Here is a 22,446-nt window from a genome sequence, read left to right as displayed (position 1 = left end):
TCTCCATTAAACGATACAGATCCTTTTGAGGAGTGAAAAAAAAGACTGACCTGTGACGGTCAGCCATGTTTCATCCTTATTTTTGCGCCGCAAGCTCGGCAAGGCGCTCCATAACCCGCCGGTTGTATAACCCGCCATGGTAACAGATGACGGTCTGAATATCAAAGTCCAGCAGTCCGGCGAGGGAAGCTTGGGCGGTCGACGGATCTAGTGTGGTAGCAGGGTCGGCTCCATATAACTCGCCGTCTCTTACCATAAGAGCATCACCGGCAATTAGAGTGCGGGAGGGCTCGTGATAAAGACTGATATGTCCCGGCGTGTGGCCCGGGGTATCAATAACGGTGATTCCTCCGACTAGAGGAAGAAGCTCGCCGCCATTCACTTCCCGGTCAACAGCTGCCCTTGGCGGATTCAGCATCAGGCGTTTTAGACCGTTTCGGAACGATTCGGGCACGGAGTCCGGCATCCTGTCGATACTGGCAATAGCCTCGTCCGTGAATCGGATAAGCCTTTTGTCGCCTTGGATGTACGGTTTCTCGAGCGGATGCGCCGACACTTCTAGTCCGGCCCCGGAGGTTAATTCCGGCAAGTTGCCGATATGATCGATATCTTGGTGGGTAACAATAATATGAGTAAGCTTACCTGGGCTGCCGCCAGCAGCTTCAATCGCGGCATGGAGTTGAGGGAGCTGGGCGGGATAACCGGTATCCAGCAAAATTTGATGCAGATCGTTCCATATAAGAACCGGATGAACGGTGTCGATTGCGCCCATGACGGGGGCGCTTATGGACAACATGGCAAGTTGGGCTTGCATGAAGGTCACACTCCTCGTACAAAATGAAGGGGACCCGGCCGAGGTCATGTGACTATATTACAGACTCCTGGGATATGTGTAAATAGTAAAATATAATATTATAACACATAAAAATATTTTTGTCAATACTCATTCTGGTTCGATATATGGATTTAATGAGGCTATATCGTTAGAGATACACATTGGAGTTGATGCAGTAAAAACGAATCGTTGTGGGCAGATAGAGGCGCTACATTGGATGGCATACAATATAATCGGCCAAATAAGCGATCGGAAGGACAAAATAGTCATTTTTACTGGATAGAATCCAGCGTAAGCAACCAATTAAGCTTGATTTCCTGATTTCATTGGACTGAATACAGCGTAGATCATTCAACCACTTGCCGTGGGTGGCACTTGACTTTTCTTTTCGTTGTAACTATTATTGTTACAACGATCAATGATTCTAACCCGGCCAGCGGAGTGTTGTTTCGAGTTGAGTGTGACTTTGTAGGTTTGTTCCAGCCCTTGAAAATTTAATCCGAGGAACAAACGACATGGAGCAATCAACCGAAACAACCGGAGCCCCAACCGGAGCCCCAACCGGAGCGTCCTTGACTTCTACCCCAGTTGTAACTACAATTGTCACAACAATATTGGCTTTGTGTTCGGTTTTGTGCTGGGCCTTGTTTTCTAAAACGGCCAGCGGAGTGTTGTTTCGAGTGGACCGAAACAACCTGAGCATCAACCGGAGCCCCAAGAAGGTGACAAACATGAAAATCAGCAGCCGCTTCTCCATAGCGGTCCATATTTTATCCCTGCTGGAGATTTCCAAGGACGCCCATAACACTTCCGAATGGATTGCCGGCAGCGTCAACACGAACCCGGTTATTATCCGCCGGCTGCTTGGACAGTTGAAAAAGACTGGCCTCGTACAGGTTCGGGCCGGAACCGGCGGTGCCTTTCTGACCAAGGAAATGAGCGAGATTACGTTGCTGGATATTTTCCGGGCGGTAGACGTCGTTGAGGAGGGACAGCTTTTTCATATTCATGAAGAGCCTAATCCCGAATGTCCGGTAGGAGCGAGCATACAGGTTGTGCTGGAGCTTGTGCTGAAGAAGGCGCAGCATGCCATGGAGAGCGTTCTCTCGGAGATTACCCTAGAGGAACTGGTCGCGGATCTGATCAGGAAGAATCAAAACAAATAAGTTCATTTAATTCAGGAGGTTATTCATATGAAAATGGCAGTTGTAGGAGCTACTGGCAAAGCAGGTCAGTTTATCGTGAAAGAAGCGCTTAGCCGCGGACATGAAGTAACGGCCGTTGTACGGAACCGCGCCAAGGTAACGGAGGAAGGCGTTCAAGTGATCGAGAAGGAAGTTTTTGACCTGACAGCGGCGGACTTGCAAGGCTTTGACGTCGTCGTGAACGCTTTTGGCGCGCCGCTTGGCCATGAGCATCTGCACGTAACGGCGGGCAAAGCGTTGATCGATGCCTTGTCCGGAACGGATACGCGCCTGATCGTAATTGGCGGGGCAGGCAGCTTGTACGTGGACGAAGCCAAAACGGTTCAGCTCTTTAACACGCCTGATTTCCCCGAGATGTTCCTCGCTACGGCAAAGAATCAAGGTCAAAACCTTGAAGATCTGAAGCAATCGACAGATCTGAAATGGACCTTTGTCAGCCCGTCCGCTTTCTTTGATCCGGCAGGCCAACGTACCGGCTCCTATATACAAGGCAAAGACCATCTGCTTGTGAATTCGAAAGGCCATAGCTATGTCAGCTACGCGGACTTTGCGATCGCCATTGTGGATGAGGCCGAGAATGCTGCTCATGTCAAAGAACGTTTTACCGTGGCTTCCGAAAAGTAAGCAACAAAGAAGAGGCTGCTCCGGAGAAGGGAGCAGCCTCTTTTTTGTCTAACCCTATCGTTCCTCACAGCAGGGCACCGCGTTTTTTCAAATGACGGTAAAGCGCAATCGACATGACCGAGCACAACAGGGCGCATGCCCCGATGAAAATATAACCCGCTTGCAGGCCGGCAATGAGACCCGCCTTCGGATGAGCCTCTTCCGCAAACCCGTCCTTGAACAGCTCGATAATGAGCCCGATCACATAATTCCCCGCAACCGTAGCAATGCCCATCAAAGTAACCGTAAACGTAATGGCCGTATCGCTTTCCTTCGAATAACGCCTGGCAATCAGGGCCATCACCGTCGGGTAGATCGGCGCAATGCCGATGCCCGCTGCAGCAAACAGGAAAGCTCCGGGCTCCCCGAGAATAACGGCGGCAATCGAGCAAAGACCGGAGAAGGCCGACAGCACGATGAGAGACATCGTATAACCGATTTTATCGGTGACCGGTCCAAGAACAAGCCGCGCAAAGGTGAAACAGAGGAAAAAGGCGGACAGCATCGCCGCGGACGTATCGCTGCTCCAGTCATAGGCCTTCTCCAGAAAGTTGACGAGCCAGCTTCCGATCGACATCTCGGATACGACGCCGAGGGACAGGACGCCCACCAGAAGCCATGCGGCTTTATCCCGCACATATTCCCGCAGCGAGAGACGCTCGCCCTGCTTCGCTTCTTGCATGGGTGCTTTGGCGAAGATCGTGGGAATCATCGGCAGCAATGTCAGCGAGAGCACCAGGCAATACATCCCCCTCCAGCCAAGCTCGGAGCTTGCACCAAACCAATGAATCCCCATCAGATTGGCAGCCAGAAGCGGGGCGACAATGGAGCTTAGCCCATAGAAGAAATGGGCCAGATTCATCATCGTGCCGGTATTCCGGGTAAAGATCTGCGCGGCCAGAATCGCAAGGGCGATCTCTAGCAATCCGTTGCCGATATACATGAAGAAGTAGGACAATACCATCGTGGAATAGCTCATAGAGAAGTACAGGCAGAAGCCGGATACAACCATCGAGCCAAAGGCGATTAGAGTCGTCAGCTTGATGCCGATTTTTTTCACCAGCCAGCCCGTAAAGCTGCAAGCGATCAAATAGCCGAGCGAATTTAGGGCAAGCAGCATGCCGATCTGCGCTTCGTTCAGCGAGAAGTCGGCCTGCATGCGCGGGATGGCGGGACCTTTAATATTTTCCGAAAAGCCAAATAGGAGAAAGCCGCCAAATACGACGGCGAGTAGCAGCGTGTAGTTGCTGAACAAGGACCGTTTCGGCCGGGCTTCTAGTTCGGTTTGCATGTTATCCTCCTGGGTATGCGTCTAATTAAGTTTTCTAAATCGGTGAAGTCCGTCTATCGTCTCTTACTGTACCATTGATAGGGCCTTGGGGAAATATTTTCAGGAAGGAAATCGGGAGAAAAAAGCGAATATATGTACGGTTACGGGTATCGGAAACGATCGGATACATAAGTAGCGGAAGGGAATGTTCATAGGGTGAAATTTTTTCATACTGCAGACTGGCATTTAGGCAAGCTTGTGCAGGGTGTATATATGACGGAAGACCAGCGGTACGTGCTGGAGCAATTTGTAAGCGCGGTAGAGCTGGAACGGCCGGATGCCGTTATTATCGCGGGCGATTTGTATGATCGGGCGATCCCGCCGACGGAAGCGGTGGATCTGCTGGACGAGCTGCTGGAGCGTATTGTCGTTGGGCTGGATACGCCGGTGCTGGCGATCTCGGGCAATCATGACAGTCCGGACCGGATCGACTTCGGAACGGCCATGATGGAAAGCCGCGGGCTCCATATCGCCGGAAGGCTAAGGAAGGAGCATAAGCCGGTTGTGCTCAAGGACGCGTTTGGCGAGGTGCACGTGCATCTGGTGCCTTATGCCGACCCGGCCCAAGTGCGGATAACGTTCGAGGACGAGAATATCCGGACGCATGATGAAGCCATGCGCGCGATCACGGAACGGATTGCTGCGCAGATGGACCCGGCTGCGAGACATATCGTGGTCGGGCATGCTTTCGTCACGGCAACAGGCGCGGCGGAGCCCAATACAAGCGACTCGGAACGCCCGCTGTCGATAGGCGGAGCCGAGCATGTGCGGGCGGATTATTTTGCCCCGTTTCATTATACCGCTCTTGGGCATCTGCATCAGGCGCATTTTGTCGGAAGCGAAAAAATCCGTTACGCCGGTTCTCCGCTCAAATATTCGATCTCCGAGGAGCATCACAACAAAGGCTACCTCGTGGTGGAGATGGACGCGGACGGGAATGTGGCGATTGAGAAAAGAGAGCTGAAGCCGCTGCGCGATATGCGGCGTATTGCCGGTCCGATTGAGGAGATCGAGACCCATCCGGTGAACGAGGATTATGTCTTCGTTACGCTGCTGAACGATAACCCCGTCTTGTTCCCGATGGAGAAGGTCCGGGCGGTTTACCCGAATGCCCTTCATGTGGAGCGCAGGGTGACGGCTGTTCGCGCCATTGGCGAGGAAGGCTATGTCCCCGGGGAGACGGTGCGGAGGAGCGAAGCCGACCCGGTCAGCCTGTTCGAAGCCTTTTATCTCGAAGTGAAGGGCGTAGCGCTGGATGAACCGAAAAAACGGCTGTTCGCGGAGACGTTTGACGGCTTACTGCGTGAGGAGGGAGTCGCGCGATGAGACCTCTTAAAATTACGATGACGGCCTTTGGCCCGTACCGCGATGCGGAGACCGTGGATTTTAGCGGACTTGGGGAGCATCGCCTGTTTGTGATATCGGGCAGTACCGGTGCCGGCAAAACAACGATTTTTGATGCGATCTGCTTTGCTCTTTACGGAACCGCAAGCGGCGAGGACCGTTCGGAGCCCCGCATGCTGCGGAGCCATTTCGCCGATGACGAGAAGCATACGGCCGTCGAGCTGGATTTTGCCGTGGGACGCCGGATGTACCGGGTATTCCGTCAGCTTCCTCACCGGAAGGGCGCGAACAAAAGCGAGACGGGCGGCAAAGCCGAGCTGTACGAGCTGACGGGCGGCGAGGCCGTTCCGGCGGTGGACCGGTTTATGGTCAGCGACGTCAACGCCAAGCTGGAGACGATCATTGGCCTGACGAAGGAGCAGTTCAACCAGATCGTGATGCTGCCGCAGGGCGAATTCCGCAAGCTGCTCACTTCGGATACGGATAATAAAGAAGAGATTTTGCGCCGGATATTCCGGACGGAGCTGTATCAGCTGCTCGAGACGCGCTTCCAGCAGCAGAACCGGGAGCTTGGCGACCAGCTGAAGGAAGCGAAGATCCGCGTGGAGCATTTCATGAAGCAGGCGGCGGATAACTTGCCGCGCAGGGAAGACAGCCAGCTTGCGCTGACGCTGGCCCAGGAGCATTACAGCGCGGCCCAGCTGTCGGAGGCGCTGGAGCGGGAGATTGGCTATTACCGCCAGCTCGTGGCGGAAGGCGAATCGGGCAAGCGCGAGCTGCAGCTGCAGCTTGGCGAGCAAGAGCAAGCGCTGCAAGGCGAGCTGGCGCTGCACGCGCGGTTTGCGGAGCTGGCAAGCGAGCGGGCGAAGCAGGAGCGGCTCGCGGCGCAAAGCGGCGAGCATGCGGAGCGGGAGCGCCGGCTGCTGCTCGCGGAGCGCGCGGCGCAGCTGGCGCCGTACGCGGAGCAGGCGGCCCGCGCCGAGCGGGATGCCGCGGCGAAGCAGCAGGCCCGCGATATGCGGCGCCAGGCGGCGGAGGCCGCGAAGCAGGCGCTCGCGGCAGCCGAGGAGCGGCATCGCCGCGAGGAGGAGCGCGGCGCGGAGCGGCAGGCGGCGGAGCGCGAGCTGCACCGCCTCGCGGAGCTGGAGCCGGCGGTGCAGACGCTGGACGCGCAGCGCGTAGCGGTCGAGCAGCTTGCCGCTGCGGAGAAAAGCGGCGCGGCGAAGCTGGCTTCGGCGGAGGCATTGATCGCCGAAGCGAAGGAAGCCAAGCTTACGCTCGCCGCGCAGCTTAAGCAGATTGAAGGCGCGGTCGAAGCGCTGCCTGGCGTAGTTGAACAAAGAAACCAGGTTCTTCAGACAGGCAAATATATTTCCAAGCTAATCGAGCTGGAGAAAGAACTTGTTTCCCATGCATCCGTGATAGAAGAGCGGGCATTATTGTTTGCCCAAATCCGCGAGGAGCACGACCGGCTGGAACGCAATTGGATTGAAGGGCAGGCAAGCCTCTTGGCCGCCCATCTTCATGACGGTCAGCCTTGCCCGGTCTGCGGCAGCCAGGAGCATCCGGGCAAAGCGGTTGCGGCGGAGGACGTACCGTCCAGGGAGCAGCTCCAGCAGGCGAAGGAGCAGCTGTCCCGTTACGAACGCGAGCTGAACGAAGCGAAGCTGCAGGCGGCGGCGACGCGTTCGAGCTGGGAAGGAAGCGCGGCGGAGCTTGCGGAATACGGGGCGGAAGCTTCCGGGCTTGCCGAGCAGCAAGCCGAGCTTCGGAAACGTTGGAAACAGCTGAACGACGAAGCGGAACGGCTTGGCGCGCAGGTCGAGCAAGGAAAGCAGCTGAAGCAGCGGGCGGAAGAGATCGAGCAAAATCTGGAGCAGCTTCAACAAGCGAAGGATAAGCTGCAGGCAGAGCAGCAGCGGATTGCGGTCGAGCGCGGCGCCAAGCAATCGGCGCTCGAGAAGGAGCTCGAGCGTATTCCGGAGGAGCTCCGTTCTCCGAAGCAGATGGAGCTGCGGCTGAGACAGCAGCGCAGCCTGGCGGAGTCGCTGGCCGCAGCCTGGAAGGAGGCGCAGGACGGGCTGCTGCGGATGCGCGCGAAGTTTGCCGAAGAGCAGGCTCATGCGGAGCAGACCGAGCGGCAGTTTGTTGAAGCCCGAGACAATGCGGCACTTGCTGCCGCACGGTTCGGGGAGGAGCTTGCGAAGGCGGAGTTTAGCTCCGTTGAAGCTTTCCGCGAGGCTCATCTGCCGGATCAGGAGAGCCGGATTCTGAAGGAGCAGCTCGAGGCGCATAAGACGGCCGTAGCAGCCGCCGGGAAACGAATTGAAGAGCTGGAGCAGGAGCTGTCGGGCAAGCAGCAGGCGGATATAGGAGCGCTGAAGGCAGCTATTGCCGAATTGAAGGATCGGATTGACGCGGCGGCGAATGCCCTGCAGGTTGCTTCCCGGTTCGCCGAGGACGCAAGCAAGCTGAAGACGTCTATTGACCAGGCAGCGGCGAGGGTGAAGGAGCTGGAAGCGAAGCTTGAGCAGGTGCTGGATTTGTACCAGATGCTCAAAGGCGACAATGCACTCAAAATTTCATTCGAACGTTATATTCTTATCGAATACCTGGAACAGATTCTGCATGCCGCAAACGTCCGGCTTCGTCAGTTGTCCGGCGGCCAGTTCGTACTGCAGCGGAGCGACCGGCTCGAGACGCGGGGCAAGCAAAGCGGGCTTGGCCTTGACGTCTACGATGCCTATACCGGGCAGAACCGGGATGTGAAGACGATGTCGGGCGGCGAGAAGTTTAATGCTTCGCTTTGCCTTGCGCTTGGCATGACCGACGTCATTCAATCCTACCAAGGCGGCGTCTCCATCGAGATGATGTTTATTGACGAAGGCTTTGGCTCGCTGGATGAGGATTCTCTTAACAAGGCTATCGAGGCGCTGGTGGATCTGCAGCGTTCGGGCCGGATGATAGGCGTCATCTCCCACGTGCAGGAGCTTAAAGCAGCCTTCCCGGCTACGCTAGAAGTGTACAAGACGAAGGAAGGCTACAGCCGGACATCCATTGCAGTAAGGTGAGCCGCCGGCTTTTGCTGGTCGATGTAAAATAATGGGTTGACACTTTTGCCGGCAAAGCCGTATAGTGAAAGGACATATTCGGCAACGCCATTTTCTATTCGAACGGGAAGCACCCTTCGAACCGGCCCTTTGGGCTTGGTTTGAAGGGTGCTTTTTTGTGTTTTCGGCTGCCGCTATGAATATTCTACAAGGAGGATTTACACGCATGACATTTCGAATGCCGGCCGCGGCCTTGCTGCTAGCCCTGCTGCTGTCTGCCATTCTCCCGGCGGCGGTTGCGGAGGCGGCCGTTCATTCCTTGTCCGCAACGGCGCAGAAGCAGTTCGACAAGACCAAAGCCGGGCTGCCCTCAACCGACGCGGCGAAGCTTCAATCGCTTTATCAAAGCTTCGTCCAGCAGCAGAATGTTATTGGAGACAAGGATGCGCGGCTCAAGACCTCTGCCCAAGCGAATGATGACAAGGAGTCTGAGCTTCGGCAGAAAATCAGGCTGATCGACAAAGCGAAGCTGGACGCGCTGGACAAGAAGGTTACGCAATTAAAGAATTATTATCAGCCTTTGTTTACTCAGTACGATGCTGCCCGGGCGGAGCTGACGGCAGCGCGTAAGTTCGGCATCAAGGAGCTGACGGCGGCCGTACAGCTGAAGGTTGACCTGCTGGAGATTTCCGTGAAAAGCGCCAAAGAGGAGATTAGAGCGGCTCAGAGCGCGTTAAGCGCGGCCAAAGCATCCGCGAACGACAAAATGAAGCGGCTGCGCGGCCAGCTTGACGCCATTAACGAAGAGGAACGGAAAATCGCCGTAGCGAAGTCCGCGATCAGTCAACTGAACAAGCAAAAATCGGCGGAATGGAGCGATTTGCTGTACGCGCTTCGAAGCTATGACGGCAAAACCGCCATTCGCTCGCTTACTACGCTGACTACGGTCGTGAAGCAAATTACGGACCAACAGGTGAAGATAGAGAGCTGCGAGAAGAAGATAGCCGACATTAACAAGACCGTTTCATCCCAATTGAATTAAGCCGGATATACAAGAAGAGGCTGTTCCCCGCGGAACAGCCTCTTCTTTACCAACATAAAGCTTAGCGATAAAACCTGCCTGTAAACGCGGTCGATTATCTTCGATAGGCCTCAAATGAGGTTTTCTCACCCCAAGGCTGCTCCTTTGTTGCTAAATTGTCGATTGCGCGGCGGCGGAGACAAGGCCTATAATGACAAGGCCGGCTGTTCCGAGCACGATCAGGCCGTTCAGCACGATGCCGATAATCGCAAACACTTTGCGGCGGTTTTTCTGAACGGCGCCAACAATACCGAGGATCAGGCCAATAATGGCAACGCCGATCGATGCGATAATGCATAATCCGGCGATCATGATCGGTACCAGGTCGGACGGAAGCGTGCCTTCGCTCTCCATGTTCTCTACTTCATTCAGAAACCCTTGAGCGTCGCCGGTTACATTGCTGACAAACACGGTAGCGCTGATCACGCAACCAACGACAAGTAATAACGTAACAAGTGCCAGTATGAAGGAAGCGATGCCAAGTCCCGATTGCTTCGCCGGACCGTTCTCCCTGACCGGAGCAAACGGAGTGGAAGGCCTTGATGCGTATGGGTTATCATAGGGCTGCTCGGGATTTGCGGATGAGCCGGTTTGCGGATCTGGCTGTGACGGATTGCGCGGTTCTTCCAAGAATATTCGACTCCTTTGTAATAAGTGGATTTACTTGTAAGATTATACACAAACAAGAAAGGGATGAAAACAAGATGGCTAATAAATATTTCGCTTACGGAGCCATTGGCGCTGCATTAGCGGTTGCTCTCGGGGCATTTGGCGCTCACGGCCTGAAGGATACGTTGTCGGAGGATATGCTGGAGGTCTTTGAAACCGGCGTTCGCTATCATATGTATCACGCTATCGGCTTAATGCTGGTGGCTCTTCTGGCTGACCGGATCGGCGAGGCCAAGCTTGTGAGAGTAGGAGCGCGACTCCTTATCGCAGGGGTCATTCTGTTCAGCGGCAGCTTGTATGTGCTGGCGTTAAGCGATCTTAAGATATTAGGCGCGATCACCCCTCTCGGCGGGGTAGCCTTCCTGGCGGGCTGGGGCTGCATTGCGGCCGCGGCGCTGCGTGCAGGGAAAAAAGCATAACCGAATATAATAGGTATGGCCGCTCCCGGATGACTTGGAGCGGCTTTTTTGCGATATTCCCGCGCTCCGCCAAGGACGCGAGAACCGTTGCGCCTTGCGCCGAAGTATGAATGAAACTTGTCAAATATAGGACTGTAAAGCTACATGATTTCTGCAGATAATGGCGAAATGCCTTGTTTTTCGACATAAAACGCCTTAATTCTACAAGAATTATTTATTGTTTTAGTAAATATTTCTATACCGCAAAGACCATTTCGTTTATAATGAATCTAACCTTGCTTGACCTGACAAGAGGAAGGAAGTTGTGCGTGACGAAACGGATGGACGGTTCGCCTAATAGACGGTATAGGGCCTCGCAGCTGCAAGTCATGCTGCGGACAGCCGCTCTTGCGATTGCCATTGTGGCTGCGCTATTCTGTGCAGCAGCCTTGTATAGGAATGCCGACCCCGTGTTGGAATGGACTTCGTCGATGATTGCCGTATTGGCGGCAGCATTAGCGGCAATCTTGTTTGCCAGGAACGGGCAAATGATCGGTTTCCGGAATTTCCATACGCCGATAGTTGAGACACTGCTTCAGTCGGAAGCCGTTCCTTTGGCGATATTGGACCGGGATGGCGTCATCATGGAGATGAACGTTGCATCCAGCAATACGCTGGGATACATACGCCAGGACCTGCTGGGCAAGCCGCTTGCTCCGCTGCTGGAGCCGGGCAGCCGCAACAGCCTGCAGGAGATGCTTGAACATGCGCTTCAAGGAAAATCGGAGCAGCGCAATATCAATATTACGCATCGTTCCGGATTTCCGCTTGAGCTTCAACTCATCAGCTCTCCGATGCTGAAGGACGACGAAGTGATTGGAACCGTCATCGTCAGCCAGGATTTAAGCGACCGGAAGCGGAATATCGAGCGGATCCGTTATATGGCTTATTACGACGATATGACGGGACTGCCTAACCGTACCTTATTCCATATCCGGATGAATGAAACCCTTGCTTTTGCCAGAGAGCACGGCCGGATGATAGGCCTTTGTTATTTGGATCTGGACCGTTTTAAGCTGGTTAACGCCTCGTTTGGACGCGAATTCGGCGATATGCTGCTTCTGCAGGTGGCCGAGCGTCTGACGACAGCGATCGGAGAGCAAGGAATCGTAGCCCGGATGGAAGGCGATGAATTCGCCTTCCTGCTCCAGGATATCGAGTCGGAAGAGCAGCTGATCGGATTATCCCGCGGCTTGCTGCACGCCATTGACGAGCCGTTTGAGCTGAAGGGCTTCCCGCTGCATATTACCGGCAGTCTCGGAGCGGTAACCAGCCTTGTCAAAGAGGATGACGGCTACTCGCTGCTGAAGAAAGCCGACATTGCCCTGGTCAAGGTGAAGGAAAGCGGCAAGAACGACTGCATGCTCTACTCTGAAAGCTGGAGCAACTCTTCCTTCGAGCGGCTGACGCTCCAGCATGAGATGTACCGCGCCATCCAGCGCAAAGAATTCATTCTTCTCTACCAGCCGCAATACGATTTGGTGTCCGGCATGATGGTAGGCGTCGAAGCGCTGGTCCGCTGGAGACATCCGGTCAAAGGGATGATTCCGCCGGGCGATTTTATTCCGATCGCGGAAGAGAGCGGAATGATCGTCCAGATCGGCGATTGGGTGCTTGAGGAAGCCTGCAGGCAGAACAAAGCATGGCAGGATGCGGGCCTTCCGCCGATGCCGGTATCGGTGAATCTCTCGATCCGGCAGTTCGTGCAGCAGGATTTGGCGAGCAAAGTAGCTTCAGTGCTGGAGAAGACAGGGTTAAAGCCGGAATATCTAGACCTGGAAATCACCGAATCGATGACGATGGATACCGGCCACGTATCCCGTTGCCTGCTTGAGCTTACGGACATGGGAATCGGCATTAGCGTGGACGATTTCGGAACGGGCTACAGCTCCTTCCATTACTTGAAGAACTTCCCGATTGACCGTCTGAAGATCGATCGTTCCTTCGTAAGGGATATTCAACAGGACCCTAGCGACGCGGAGATTGTAGCGGCTATTATCGCGATGGCGCATAACTTGAATATTCAGGTGATTGCCGAAGGCGTCGAGAACGAAGAGCAGATGGAGTTTTTGAGGAAGCATAACTGCGATGAGATGCAGGGCTACTTCTGGAGTCCTCCGGTGTCAAGCACCGACATAGAGCAAATGCTGGGAGCGGCCTTTATACAATAATGCTTGTAACGAACAAAGAAGCTGTCCTTTCGTCTATTGCGAGAGGGCAGCTTCTTTCGTTAATCTTGGAAATCTTCGATTTCATTAAGCCTGAACGAATAAACCTGCTTCTCGTCCACGTGATAGACCGTAATCAGATTTCCTTCTTCGTCTATATTCAGAATACGGCAAGGGATGCTGAGCTTGATGCCAAGTCCTTTGTTAACGATGAGGCGAATCAATTTATTGCTCTTCATAAAAGCACGGATCGAATCAAGTCCGGTGCCGGACACGGGAGCGGAAGAAGCGGCTGGAGGTACGGGCGCAGAAGCGGCTTGAGCAACTGGCTTCGATGCGGCAGCCTGCGGCACGGGAATGGGCTGTCTGCCGGGCAATTCCGTTTTTCGCTGATCGATAAGCTGTCCGAGCTGAATGCCGTTCAGGATTCGATAATCGGCATAAGCGCCTTGGTTAAGCGATTTCAAAAGCTGCTCCAGGGCTGCAGCGTTGCTGTCCCCTTCTACGAGCAATTCAACCTGGAATACGTATGAGTGTGTGCGGGCCGGTTGTGTTGGTTTCATAGTTCCTCCGGACTAATAATTAATAATCTCTATATAAATATATCATCAATAAGGTGGGACACATAGTCCTAAAAATAAGCAAGTAACCAACACTGCTTTGCTGCTCCTGCATATAATGTTGTTGCGGTTCGAACTGACCTGTCATGACCTGTAGTGAAGGAGGTGTCCAAAATGATTAGAATGGTTCCTATACCGCTTCGGGACGGTATAGTCGCGCTTGGCGTCGAAGTGAAGCTGCCGAAAACAACCCTGCTCTCCATCTCCACGGATAAAGGTTACATCATGTGCGGAGCGCTTGACGTGGGGCTGCTTAACGATCGGCTGAAAGACAGAGAGATAATCGCGGGTAGAGCTGTTGGCGTAAAAACATTGGAGGAACTGCTTGCGGCGCCTCTTGAATCCGTAACAACTACTGCGGAAACGCTTGGCATCACTGTCGGGATGAATGGCGCAGATGCGCTCCGCTTAATGATATAGCACTCGAGTGCATGAACGAAGAGGCAGCCTCCTTCAAGGGAGACTGCCTCTTATTGCGTTATTGCTCGAACAGCTTTTTAAGATTGACGTCAAAAGGAGCTTCGATAATGCCCTTCTCCGTAATAATCGCCGTTACGTATTCGTTAGGCGTAATATCGAATGCCGGGTTATAGACCTTCACGCCTTGCGGAGCGGTGCGTTTGCCGAAGCCTTCCGTAATCTCTTCCGCATTGCGCTCCTCGATCGGAATCTCAGCCCCCGTTGGGGTATTCAGATCGATCGTCGAGAGCGGGCAGGCTACATAGAACGGAATGCCATGGGCTTTCGCCAATACCGCAACGCTGTACGTGCCAATCTTGTTCGCCACGTCGCCGTTCGCGGCGACGCGGTCCGTGCCTACGATTACGGCGTTTACCCAGCCTTTGGACATGACGTGGCCGGCCATGTTGTCGCAAATGAGAGTAACGTCAACGCCTGCCTGCTGCAGCTCGAACGCCGTGAGGCGCGCGCCTTGCAGAACCGGACGCGTCTCGTCGGCAAATACGCGGATGTTCATGCCGCGTTCCTTGGCCAGATAGAACGGCGCAAGCGCAGTACCGTATTTCGCCGTAGCGAGCCCGCCTGCATTGCAATGCGTAAGCACGCCGATATCGTCCCGGAACAGGGACAATGCATGCTCGCCGATCAGGCGGTTGGTTTCTTCGTCCTCGCTTTGGATGGCGATGGCTTCGCTCAGCAGCGCCTGCTTCAAGGCTTCAAGCGTGTGGCCTTCGGAAGCAAGAGCTTCAGCGCGTGCTTTCATCCGGTCCAGCGCCCAGAACAGATTAACGGCGGTAGGGCGGGAAGTAGCCAGATATTCGGCTGCTTTGCGTACATCCGCGAGCCATTCTTCGGCGGTACCCGCATCCCGGCTTCCCAGCACAACGCCGTAAGCGGCGGAAATGCCGATAGCCGGTGCGCCTCTAACCTTCAGATGGCGAATGGCTTCCCATACGTCTTCCTGCGTGACAAGCGGCAAATATACGATTTCTTCCGGCAGCAGCCGTTGGTCGAGCAGATCCAGCTTATCGTCATGCCAGATGACGGATTGCAGGCCCGCGTAGTTTTCTGTAGTCATCTTGTAAATCCTCTCTTGATTCAGTATAGCCGTTACTGCTTAGCTTCGGCAGTCAGAACAACGTCAATGGCTTGTTCGATGGATACCGCGCGGCGGTTCAGATGGATGAGGGATGTACCGATCTCTAGGGCAAGACGCTGCGCGCGCTCGCGAGCGGCCGCATCCGGAATCGTATCGATATCGGCAACATGCGCCAGGCCGACAACGCGGCGTACGACCTTGCAGCCGGCATAACCGATCGCGTCCTGAAGCAGACGGCTCATGTACAGATCCTGGTAGCCCGGTGTTTCGTTCGCCATGCGGTCCACGCCATGCTCGTTCCACAAAGCGCGGAATTTCCGGTCGAACTTCGTCCATGTATCGCGGATCGTCTCAAGAAGGTAGCCGCGGAAATCGGCAAGCTCTTTCTCATCCGGAGTCCAGTGGCCTTGTCCCGCGTAGTTCAGTAGGAGATTGGCGATAACCGCGCCGATATCGAAGCCGATAGGGCCATAATAAGCGAATTCGGGGTCGATTACTTTTGTCGATTCCGGCGTAGCGAAGACGCTTCCGGTATGCAGATCGCCATGCAGCAAGGCTTGCGCGCTTGTCAGGAACTTCTCGCGGAGCAAAGCAACTTCAAGATGAAGGGCTTTATCTTCGCGGAGCGCTGCCGCAGCATCCTCGATGGCGGGTTCGATATTATTGTTGGAAGACACCGTATACGGATCGTCGAAAATAAGATCTTCCGTTATTTTGCACAAATCCGGATTGATGAACTCCTTCACGCGTTGCTTTTTGTCCTGCTGGTTCATGCCGAGATCCGAAGTGAAGAACAGCGTATTGGCCATAAAGGTCGAAATGTCTTCCGCGAATTTCGGATAACGGATACCCTTGATAAGACCTTGGCGCATAATCAGGTGATCGCTCAGATCCTCCATGACCGTAAGCGCAAGCTCGGCGTCATACCGGTAAACGACGGGCACAAGGCCGGGAGCAAGCTTGTTCTGGAGAATCAGGGATTCGCTCTCGATCCGGGCGCGGTCGAGGGACAGCGGCCAGGATTCGCCGACAACCTTCGCATAAGGAAGGGCCTGCTTCATAATGAGACTTTTGCCGCTTGCCGGATCGGTAATGTGGAAGACGAGATTCAAGTTCCCGTCGCCGATCTCGCGGCAGTTCAGCTTTGCACCTGCAGGGAAAAAGCCTTCGATGCCGCCTGCGATTTCAATCGCTTCTTGTTCGGTTAATGCATGATAAGCAGACATGGTTCGTCCACCTCCGGTTTCGTATTTGAAAAGGCGTCTTAATGCCTAGTAAACTCCTCAACATAGTATAGCGGATATTATTTCGCCTTGGAATACCTCCAAATGATATAATGTTACATGATTAAGGACAACGGGCTATGCGTGGAAGCTCGTCTGAGCAAGAATCAACACATTTTCAATCGAAGGGGGTCCTGTCATGTCGAATAACGAACGGGAGCCGGTTGCGCTCAAGGAATGGGCCGTTACGGTAAAAGCGCTGCAAGAAGGGCATCTTATCCTTATTATGCGCAAAGGCGGCATTGTCGAGGAGACGCGGGATTTTCAGCTGGTGAGCAAAGGCTTCTATTTAATGCCGGCATACGAGCATCAGAAGGAGCATTTGCTGAAGGAGGCTTATCGGGGGCGGATTGAAGGCACGTTGCACGGCTGGTCGCCCGACATGCCGTCCATGAAGCTGGATGCTTACGCGGAGGCCGTAGAGGATATCGAAATTACGGACCAGGAGACCTTGGACCGAATCCGGGATTTCCATATTTGGACGGATACGTTCGCCGAGGAGCGGCTCAAATGGAAGCGCACGAAGCCGCTGCATTTGCTTTTGCTGAGAGTGTACCGTCTGGAGGAGCCGGTAGAGCTGCCGATGCAGCCTGCTTATAACGGATGCAAATCTTGGGTAAAACTGGATGAGGGGATGCTTCAGCCTGCCATGACCCCGGTGATTCCGGATGAACAATTCCATGAGCAGGTTAAATTAATCAAACAAGCATTAATAGGAAGAAATATTTCGGAGGGCACCTAATTCCGGCCGCTAGACGTTCCCGCATTGATTAATAACAAAACTTATAATAAAATAATTATTGAGAATCAATGAGAATCACTCTATAATATTCCCATTTGGAAAGCTTTTATAGGGATGAGCCTAAAAACCGATTACCAACCTTGGAGGGATAAGTATATTATGGCAACGCATTTTGTCATCGATGGCCTGAAAGCAGAGATCGAAGGAAAAGAGATTTTGAAAGGCATTAACCTTGAAATCAAAGGCGGAGAAATCCATGCGATCATGGGCCCTAACGGTACGGGCAAAAGTACTCTTGCATCCGCTCTGATGGGTCACCCGAAATACGAAGTAACGGAAGGCTCCGCTACGATTGACGGCGAAGACCTGCTGGAGATGAGCGTTGACGAGAGAGCGCGCGCAGGCCTGTTCCTCGCTATGCAATATCCTAGCGAGATTCCAGGCGTAACCAACTCCGACTTCCTGCGCAGCGCAATCAACGCGCGCCGTGAAGAAGGCAGCGAAATTTCGCTTATCAAATTCATCCGTCAAATGGAAAAGAAAATGAAGGAACTGGAAATGAACCCTGAGTTCGCTCACCGTTACCTGAACGAAGGCTTCTCCGGCGGCGAGAAAAAACGTAACGAGATTCTTCAAATGGCTATGCTTGAGCCCAAAATCGTTGTTCTTGACGAAATTGACTCCGGCCTTGACATTGACGCACTGAAAATCGTATCCAATGGCGTTAACGCTATGCGTTCCGAAGACCGCGGATTCTTGATCATCACTCACTACCAACGTTTGCTGAACTACATCACGCCTGACTTCGTACACGTTATGATGCAAGGACGCATCGTGAAATCCGGCGGTCCTGAGCTTGCTGAGCGTCTCGAGAACGAAGGCTATGATTGGGTTAAAGAAGAGCTCGGCATTGTTGACGAAACAGTAGGCCAAGCTTAATCGGCGGAGAAGGGAGCATAACGGGATGAGTACACAATTAACGACTCCGACGGACCGTCAATCGGCCGAAGCGCTTGCACGCAGCAAAGGCGAACCGCAATGGCTCGTCGATCTTCGCGGTGAAGCGGCTGAGCTGGCTGGCACATTGGAATGGCCGAAGCCGGAGAAAATGCGCATTGACCGCTGGAATTTGACGGCTGTCGGCGCTTACGAGCAAGGGAAAGCGGTAGGTTCGGTTGCCGAACTGCCGGAAGTAGTACGCGAGCTGGTCGCTGAAGGAACGGAGAATATCGTCGTTCAGCACAATTCGAGCGCGGTTCTCAAGCAATTGTCTGCAGAGCTTGCAGCTAAAGGCGTAATTTTCACGGATCTCGAGACAGCATGCAAAGAGCATGCCGATCTCGTAAAACCATATTTGTTCCAAGCGGTATCCGCTGGCGAGAACAAGCTGACTGCCATGCACGCGGCGCTATGGAACGGCGGCGTATTCGTATACGTGCCTAAGAATGTAGAAGTTGAGCTTCCGCTTCAAGCGGTGCTGTTCAACAACAAAGCGGAAGCTGCCTTTGCTCCGCACATTCTGATCGTTGCGGAAAGCAACAGCTCGGTGACTTACGTGGATTACGTCGTATCCGAACCGGGTTCGATCGATGCGCCATTCGTCCATCATTCGGTTGTTGAAGTATTCGTGAAGCCGGGCGCGCATGTTCGTTTCGGTTCCATTCATCATATGGCCGACAATGGCGTGGATATGACGCTCCGCCGTGCCGTTATCGAGAATGACGGTCAGATGGAATGGGTTATCGGCGATCTGAACGATGGCTATACCGTATCGGATACCGTGTCGCTGCTAAAAGGCAATGGCTCGAACTCCGATGCGAAAGTAATCAGCATCGGCGGCAACGAGATGAAGATGAGCCTTACGACGCAAGCGACGCATTTCGGCCGCAGCTCGGAGTCCAACATGGTAACCCGCGCGGTGATGAGAGACAACGCAACGGCGATCATCAACGGCATCACGAAAATTGAGAAGGGCGCTACCAAAGCGAACGGCGTGCAAACGGAAAAGGTTCTGATGCTCAGCCCGAAAGCGCGTGGTGACGCCAATCCGATTCTTCTGATCGATGAGGATGACGTAAAAGCAGGCCACGCGGCAAGCGTAGGCCAGGTTAACCCGGAGCAGGTGTATTACCTGATGTCCCGCGGAATCAGCAAGCAAGACGCTGAACGTTTGATTATTTACGGATTCTTGGCGCCTGTCGTATCGGAGATTCCGATTGATGCGGTACGCGAGCAGCTTCAGCGATTGCTCGAAAGGAAGCTTGAAGGATGAATATAGAAGCGGTAAGGGAGCAATTCCCGATACTGCATCAGCAGGTAAACGGGCATCCGCTCGTTTACCTCGACAGCGCGGCGTCTTCCCAGAAGCCGCGTTCCGTCATTGATGCGGTTAGTCGTTATTACGAACTGGATCACTCCAACGTGCACCGCGGCGTCCACACGCTTGGTTCCCGGGCGACGGATGCATACGAAGGGGCACGTGAGAAGGTAGCCAAGTTTCTGAATGCGAAGTCGGCGGAAGAGATCGTGTTCACGCGCGGTACGACGACGGCGCTTAATCTGGTCGCATCGAGCTATGCCCGCACCGTGTGCAAGGAAGGCGACGAAATCGTCATTACGCCGATGGAGCATCATGCCAACCTTATTCCGTGGCAGCAGGCAGCCAAAGCGACAGGAGCGACGCTGAAGTATATTCCTCTTCAACCGGACGGCACGATCTCTTTGGCGGATGTTGAACAAACGGTTACGCCAAATACAAAAGTCGTCGCGATGACTTATGTATCGAACGTGCTTGGCGTTGTTAATCCGATCAAGGAAGTTACGGCTATCGCGCACAAGAACGGTGCGGTTATGGTTGTTGACGGAGCGCAAAGCACGCCGCATATGAAAGTAGACATTCAGGATTTAGACTGCGATTTCTACGCTTTTTCCGGTCATAAAATGTGCGGGCCAACCGGTATAGGCGCTTTGTACGGCAAGAAGTCGCTTCTGGAGAATATGGAGCCGATCGAATACGGCGGCGAGATGATCGACTTTGTTGATTTGTATGAATCAACCTGGAAGGAATCGCCGTATCGCTTCGAAGGCGGTACGCCAATTATTGCGGGAGCCGTAGGACTTGGCGCCGCGATAGACTTTCTGGAGCAGATCGGACTTGACGAGATCGATAATCATGAGAAAAGGATGGCGGCTTACGCCTATGATAAGTTGTCCACGATTGAGGACGTAACGATCTACGGGCCAAAAGCAAACCGCGTTGGTCTTGTCACCTTCAATCTGGGCGATATCCATCCTCATGACGTATCGACGGTGCTTGATTCTTACGGCATTGCCATTCGCGCAGGCCATCATTGCGCCCAGCCTTTAATGCGCTGGCTGAATGTATCGGCTACGGCGAGAGCAAGCTTTTATCTATACAATAACGAGGAAGAGATCGACCGCTTGGTGGACGGCCTCATCCGGACAAAGGAGTTCTTCGGTCATGCAATTGGATGATTTATATCGTCGAGTCATCATGGATCATTATAAAAATCCACGCAACCGCGGAACATTGGATACTGAAGCCATCACGATCAACTTGAACAACCCGACTTGCGGCGATCGCATCTCGCTTCAGCTTCAAGTGGAGGACGGCAAAGTAATCGATGCGAAATTCAGCGGCGAAGGCTGCTCCATCAGCTTGAGCTCCGCATCAATGATGACGGAAGCTGTTAAAGGCAAAACTTACGAGGAAGCTCTGGAGCTTGCTGAGCGGTTCTCCGGCTTAATGAAAGGCCAAGACGTCGAGTTCGAAGAGAACGAGGACATCGAAGCCTTATCCGGCGTTAACAAGTTCCCTGCGAGGATTAAATGCGCAACGCTGGCTTGGAACGCTTTGCGTAAAGGAATTGAACAGAAGCAGGTTTAATACGGATACGATTAAATAAAGGAGTGTGAATACCATGCCAGGAACAATGCCTGAAATGGAAGATTATAAGTATGGTTTCCGTGACGAGCATAAAGCGGTCTTCCAATCCGGTAAAGGATTGACGGAGGAGATCGTACGCACGATTTCCGAGATGAAAGGCGAGCCGCAGTGGATGCTCGAATTCCGTCTGAAATCGCTGGAGCAATTCAACAAAATGCCGATGCCTAACTGGGGCGGCGATATGGCTGACCTTGATTTCAGCGACATTCAATACTATGTCAAGCCATCCGAGAAGCAAGGCAAGACATGGGAGGAAGTACCGCAAGAAATTAAAGAAACCTTCGATAAGCTGGGTATTCCCGAGGCGGAGCAAAAGTTCCTTGCCGGCGTATCCGCGCAATACGAATCCGAGGTCGTCTACCACAGCATGCAGGAAGAGCTGGAAAAGCAAGGCGTTATCTTCACCGACATGGATACCGCGCTTCGCGAATATCCGGACCTTGTGAAAGAATACTTCAGCACGATCATTCCCCGCACGGACAACAAATTCGCTGCTCTGAACAGCGCGGTATGGTCCGGCGGCAGCTTTATCTATGTTCCGAAGGGCGTGAAATGCGAAGTTCCGCTGCAAGCTTACTTCCGCATCAACTCCGAGAACATGGGCCAATTCGAACGTACGCTCATTATTGCGGACGAAGACAGCTTCGTCCATTACGTAGAAGGCTGTACAGCTCCGATCTACAGCACGAACTCGCTGCATAGCGCGGTTGTAGAGATTCTCGTCAAGAAGAATGCTCGCTGCCGTTATACAACCATTCAGAACTGGGCGCCAAACATCTACAACCTAGTTACCAAACGCGCGGTTGCGGAAGAGAATGCGACTATGGAATGGGTTGACGGCAATATCGGCTCCAAGCTGACGATGAAATATCCAGCGGTTATCCTGAAAGGCCGCGGCGCAAAAGGCATGGTGCTTTCCATCGCCGTTGCAGGCAAAGGCCAGCATCAGGACGCAGGCGCGAAGATGCTTCACCTTGCTCCCGACACAACTTCGACGATCGTATCGAAGTCGATCAGTAAGCATGGCGGTAAAGTAACTTACCGCGGTCTCGCATCGTTCGGACGCAACTCCGAAGGATCGAAATCCAACATCAAATGCGATACGCTCATTCTCGATAACGAATCGACATCCGATACGATTCCTTACAACGAGATTATGAACGACAACATTACGCTCGAGCACGAGGCAACCGTATCGAAGGTGTCCGAGGATCAGCTGTTCTATCTGATGAGTCGCGGATTGTCCGAAGCGGAAGCGACGCAAATGATCGTAATGGGCTTCATCGAGCCGTTCACGAAAGAGCTGCCTATGGAATACGCGGTTGAGATGAACCGTCTCATCAAGTTTGAGATGGAAGGCTCGATCGGTTAATAAATGGTAAGGATGCGTGCCCGAGATTCTCGGGCACGCATTTTATTTTGCAGCGTTATTGTTTCTGCCTTGTGTGAAAATATGCAAAATTCAAATGCCCG

The 22,446-nt window shown here is 53.5% G+C and carries 20 protein-coding genes; 14 read left to right on the top strand and 6 right to left on the bottom strand.

Translation table 11 applies throughout. The features are described from left to right. Positions 1–76: 76 nt before the first annotated feature. Positions 77–814 (bottom strand): MBL fold metallo-hydrolase, encoded by a 738-nt coding sequence (locus tag FHT67_RS16960; RefSeq protein WP_167200066.1) that lies wholly within the window; start codon positions 812–814, stop codon positions 77–79. 752 nt (positions 815–1,566) lie between these two features. Between FHT67_RS16960 and FHT67_RS16955 the strand changes: the two genes are divergently transcribed. Both FHT67_RS16955 and FHT67_RS16950 read left to right on the top strand, forming a co-directional pair. Next, positions 1,567–2,001 (top strand): Rrf2 family transcriptional regulator, encoded by a 435-nt coding sequence (locus tag FHT67_RS16955; RefSeq protein ID WP_167200063.1) that lies wholly within the window; start codon positions 1,567–1,569, stop codon positions 1,999–2,001. A 27-nt stretch (positions 2,002–2,028) separates the two neighbouring features. Next, a complete protein-coding gene (locus tag FHT67_RS16950) occupies positions 2,029–2,664 on the top strand; it encodes an NAD(P)-dependent oxidoreductase (RefSeq protein ID WP_167200060.1) in 636 nt (211 codons plus the stop codon). A 64-nt stretch (positions 2,665–2,728) separates the two neighbouring features. On the opposite strand, the gene FHT67_RS16945 is transcribed toward FHT67_RS16950, so the two are convergent. Continuing rightward, entirely contained in the window at positions 2,729–3,994 is a 1,266-nt protein-coding gene (locus tag FHT67_RS16945) for an MFS transporter (RefSeq protein WP_167200057.1), read from the bottom strand. 195 nt (positions 3,995–4,189) lie between these two features. Here FHT67_RS16945 and FHT67_RS16940 point away from each other — a divergent pair, with 195 nt between their 5' ends. The 3 genes from FHT67_RS16940 (at position 4,190) to FHT67_RS16930 (ending at position 9,469) form a co-directional block, all read left to right on the top strand. Further along, on the top strand, positions 4,190–5,359 hold the full coding sequence (locus tag FHT67_RS16940) for an exonuclease SbcCD subunit D C-terminal domain-containing protein (protein ID WP_167200054.1): 1,170 nt from the start codon (positions 4,190–4,192) through the stop codon (positions 5,357–5,359). Beyond that, complete coding sequence (locus tag FHT67_RS16935; protein WP_167200051.1) at positions 5,356–8,448, top strand: AAA family ATPase; 3,093 nt, start codon at positions 5,356–5,358, stop codon at positions 8,446–8,448. Before FHT67_RS16940 ends, FHT67_RS16935 begins: the two co-directional genes overlap by 4 nt. Positions 8,449–8,653: 205 nt before the next feature. Next, positions 8,654–9,469, top strand: coding sequence for a hypothetical protein (locus tag FHT67_RS16930; protein WP_132307577.1), 816 nt, complete (start codon positions 8,654–8,656; stop codon positions 9,467–9,469). 150 nt (positions 9,470–9,619) lie between these two features. Here FHT67_RS16930 and FHT67_RS16925 read toward each other — a convergent pair whose 3' ends face one another. Continuing rightward, positions 9,620–10,138 (bottom strand): hypothetical protein, encoded by a 519-nt coding sequence (locus FHT67_RS16925; protein ID WP_132307575.1) that lies wholly within the window; start codon positions 10,136–10,138, stop codon positions 9,620–9,622. A 74-nt stretch (positions 10,139–10,212) separates the two neighbouring features. On the opposite strand from FHT67_RS16925, the gene FHT67_RS16920 reads away from it, so the two are divergent. Beyond that, complete coding sequence (locus tag FHT67_RS16920) at positions 10,213–10,596, top strand: DUF423 domain-containing protein (RefSeq protein WP_132307573.1); 384 nt, start codon at positions 10,213–10,215, stop codon at positions 10,594–10,596. Between the two features lie 308 nt (positions 10,597–10,904). Next, positions 10,905–12,806 carry a putative bifunctional diguanylate cyclase/phosphodiesterase gene (locus FHT67_RS16915; protein WP_132307571.1) on the top strand — a complete coding sequence of 634 codons (1,902 nt, stop codon included), beginning with the start codon at positions 10,905–10,907 and terminating at the stop codon, positions 12,804–12,806. Between the two features lie 59 nt (positions 12,807–12,865). Here the strand turns inward: FHT67_RS16915 and FHT67_RS16910 are convergent, their stop codons facing one another. Next, the gene (locus FHT67_RS16910; protein WP_167200048.1) at positions 12,866–13,366 is read right to left on the bottom strand and encodes a hypothetical protein; all 501 of its coding nucleotides are present in this window, start codon (positions 13,364–13,366) and stop codon (positions 12,866–12,868) included. A gap of 171 nt (positions 13,367–13,537) precedes the next feature. Here FHT67_RS16910 and FHT67_RS16905 point away from each other — a divergent pair, with 171 nt between their 5' ends. Further along, entirely contained in the window at positions 13,538–13,843 is a 306-nt protein-coding gene (locus tag FHT67_RS16905) for a YunC family protein (protein WP_132307567.1), read from the top strand. A 58-nt stretch (positions 13,844–13,901) separates the two neighbouring features. Here the strand turns inward: FHT67_RS16905 and mtnA are convergent, their stop codons facing one another. After that, positions 13,902–14,960, bottom strand: coding sequence for an S-methyl-5-thioribose-1-phosphate isomerase (mtnA, locus tag FHT67_RS16900; protein WP_167200046.1), 1,059 nt, complete (start codon positions 14,958–14,960; stop codon positions 13,902–13,904). A gap of 32 nt (positions 14,961–14,992) precedes the next feature. Further along, on the bottom strand, positions 14,993–16,207 hold the full coding sequence (mtnK, locus tag FHT67_RS16895; protein ID WP_167200043.1) for an S-methyl-5-thioribose kinase: 1,215 nt from the start codon (positions 16,205–16,207) through the stop codon (positions 14,993–14,995). A 196-nt stretch (positions 16,208–16,403) separates the two neighbouring features. Between mtnK and FHT67_RS16890 the strand changes: the two genes are divergently transcribed. The 6 genes from FHT67_RS16890 (at position 16,404) to sufB (ending at position 22,345) form a co-directional block, all read left to right on the top strand. Beyond that, positions 16,404–17,006 (top strand): DUF1802 family protein, encoded by a 603-nt coding sequence (locus FHT67_RS16890; RefSeq protein WP_167200041.1) that lies wholly within the window; start codon positions 16,404–16,406, stop codon positions 17,004–17,006. A 159-nt stretch (positions 17,007–17,165) separates the two neighbouring features. Then, positions 17,166–17,945, top strand: coding sequence for a Fe-S cluster assembly ATPase SufC (gene sufC / locus FHT67_RS16885; protein WP_015846171.1), 780 nt, complete (start codon positions 17,166–17,168; stop codon positions 17,943–17,945). 25 nt (positions 17,946–17,970) lie between these two features. After that, on the top strand, positions 17,971–19,278 hold the full coding sequence (sufD, locus tag FHT67_RS16880) for a Fe-S cluster assembly protein SufD (protein ID WP_132307559.1): 1,308 nt from the start codon (positions 17,971–17,973) through the stop codon (positions 19,276–19,278). Further along, positions 19,275–20,501: a cysteine desulfurase gene (locus FHT67_RS16875; protein WP_132307557.1), complete on the top strand. Its 1,227-nt coding sequence runs from the start codon at positions 19,275–19,277 to the stop codon at positions 20,499–20,501. The genes sufD and FHT67_RS16875 overlap by 4 nt, the downstream gene beginning before the upstream one ends. Then, entirely contained in the window at positions 20,488–20,913 is a 426-nt protein-coding gene (gene sufU, locus FHT67_RS16870) for a Fe-S cluster assembly sulfur transfer protein SufU (RefSeq protein WP_132307555.1), read from the top strand. Before FHT67_RS16875 ends, sufU begins: the two co-directional genes overlap by 14 nt. A gap of 34 nt (positions 20,914–20,947) precedes the next feature. Next, positions 20,948–22,345, top strand: a complete 1,398-nt coding sequence (gene sufB / locus FHT67_RS16865; RefSeq protein WP_132307553.1) for a Fe-S cluster assembly protein SufB — start codon at positions 20,948–20,950, stop codon at positions 22,343–22,345. Positions 22,346–22,446: the final 101 nt, after the last annotated feature.

Origin of the sequence: Paenibacillus sp. BK720 (genome assembly GCF_011761545.1) — a bacterium.
GTDB lineage: Bacteria > Bacillota > Bacilli > Paenibacillales > Paenibacillaceae > Pristimantibacillus.
The sequence above is the reverse complement of the archived record's forward strand: the minus strand, read 5'-3'. Positions and strand labels throughout refer to the sequence as shown.

Excerpts from the sequence above, each read along its gene's own strand:
- FHT67_RS16960 (WP_167200066.1), bottom strand. The coding sequence starts at position 814 with ATGCAAGCCCAACTTGCCATGTTGTCCATAAGCGCCCCCGTCATGGGC.
- FHT67_RS16955 (WP_167200063.1), top strand. The coding sequence starts at position 1,567 with ATGAAAATCAGCAGCCGCTTCTCCATAGCGGTCCATATTTTATCCCTG.
- FHT67_RS16950 (WP_167200060.1), top strand. The coding sequence starts at position 2,029 with ATGAAAATGGCAGTTGTAGGAGCTACTGGCAAAGCAGGTCAGTTTATC.
- FHT67_RS16945 (WP_167200057.1), bottom strand. The coding sequence starts at position 3,994 with ATGCAAACCGAACTAGAAGCCCGGCCGAAACGGTCCTTGTTCAGCAAC.
- FHT67_RS16935 (WP_167200051.1), top strand. The coding sequence starts at position 5,356 with ATGAGACCTCTTAAAATTACGATGACGGCCTTTGGCCCGTACCGCGAT.
- FHT67_RS16930 (WP_132307577.1), top strand. The coding sequence starts at position 8,654 with ATGACATTTCGAATGCCGGCCGCGGCCTTGCTGCTAGCCCTGCTGCTG.
- FHT67_RS16920 (WP_132307573.1), top strand. The coding sequence starts at position 10,213 with ATGGCTAATAAATATTTCGCTTACGGAGCCATTGGCGCTGCATTAGCG.
- FHT67_RS16910 (WP_167200048.1), bottom strand. The coding sequence starts at position 13,366 with ATGAAACCAACACAACCGGCCCGCACACACTCATACGTATTCCAGGTT.
- FHT67_RS16905 (WP_132307567.1), top strand. The coding sequence starts at position 13,538 with ATGATTAGAATGGTTCCTATACCGCTTCGGGACGGTATAGTCGCGCTT.
- mtnA (WP_167200046.1), bottom strand. The coding sequence starts at position 14,960 with ATGACTACAGAAAACTACGCGGGCCTGCAATCCGTCATCTGGCATGAC.
- mtnK (WP_167200043.1), bottom strand. The coding sequence starts at position 16,207 with ATGTCTGCTTATCATGCATTAACCGAACAAGAAGCGATTGAAATCGCA.
- FHT67_RS16890 (WP_167200041.1), top strand. The coding sequence starts at position 16,404 with ATGTCGAATAACGAACGGGAGCCGGTTGCGCTCAAGGAATGGGCCGTT.
- sufC (WP_015846171.1), top strand. The coding sequence starts at position 17,166 with ATGGCAACGCATTTTGTCATCGATGGCCTGAAAGCAGAGATCGAAGGA.
- sufD (WP_132307559.1), top strand. The coding sequence starts at position 17,971 with ATGAGTACACAATTAACGACTCCGACGGACCGTCAATCGGCCGAAGCG.
- FHT67_RS16875 (WP_132307557.1), top strand. The coding sequence starts at position 19,275 with ATGAATATAGAAGCGGTAAGGGAGCAATTCCCGATACTGCATCAGCAG.
- sufU (WP_132307555.1), top strand. The coding sequence starts at position 20,488 with ATGCAATTGGATGATTTATATCGTCGAGTCATCATGGATCATTATAAA.
- sufB (WP_132307553.1), top strand. The coding sequence starts at position 20,948 with ATGCCAGGAACAATGCCTGAAATGGAAGATTATAAGTATGGTTTCCGT.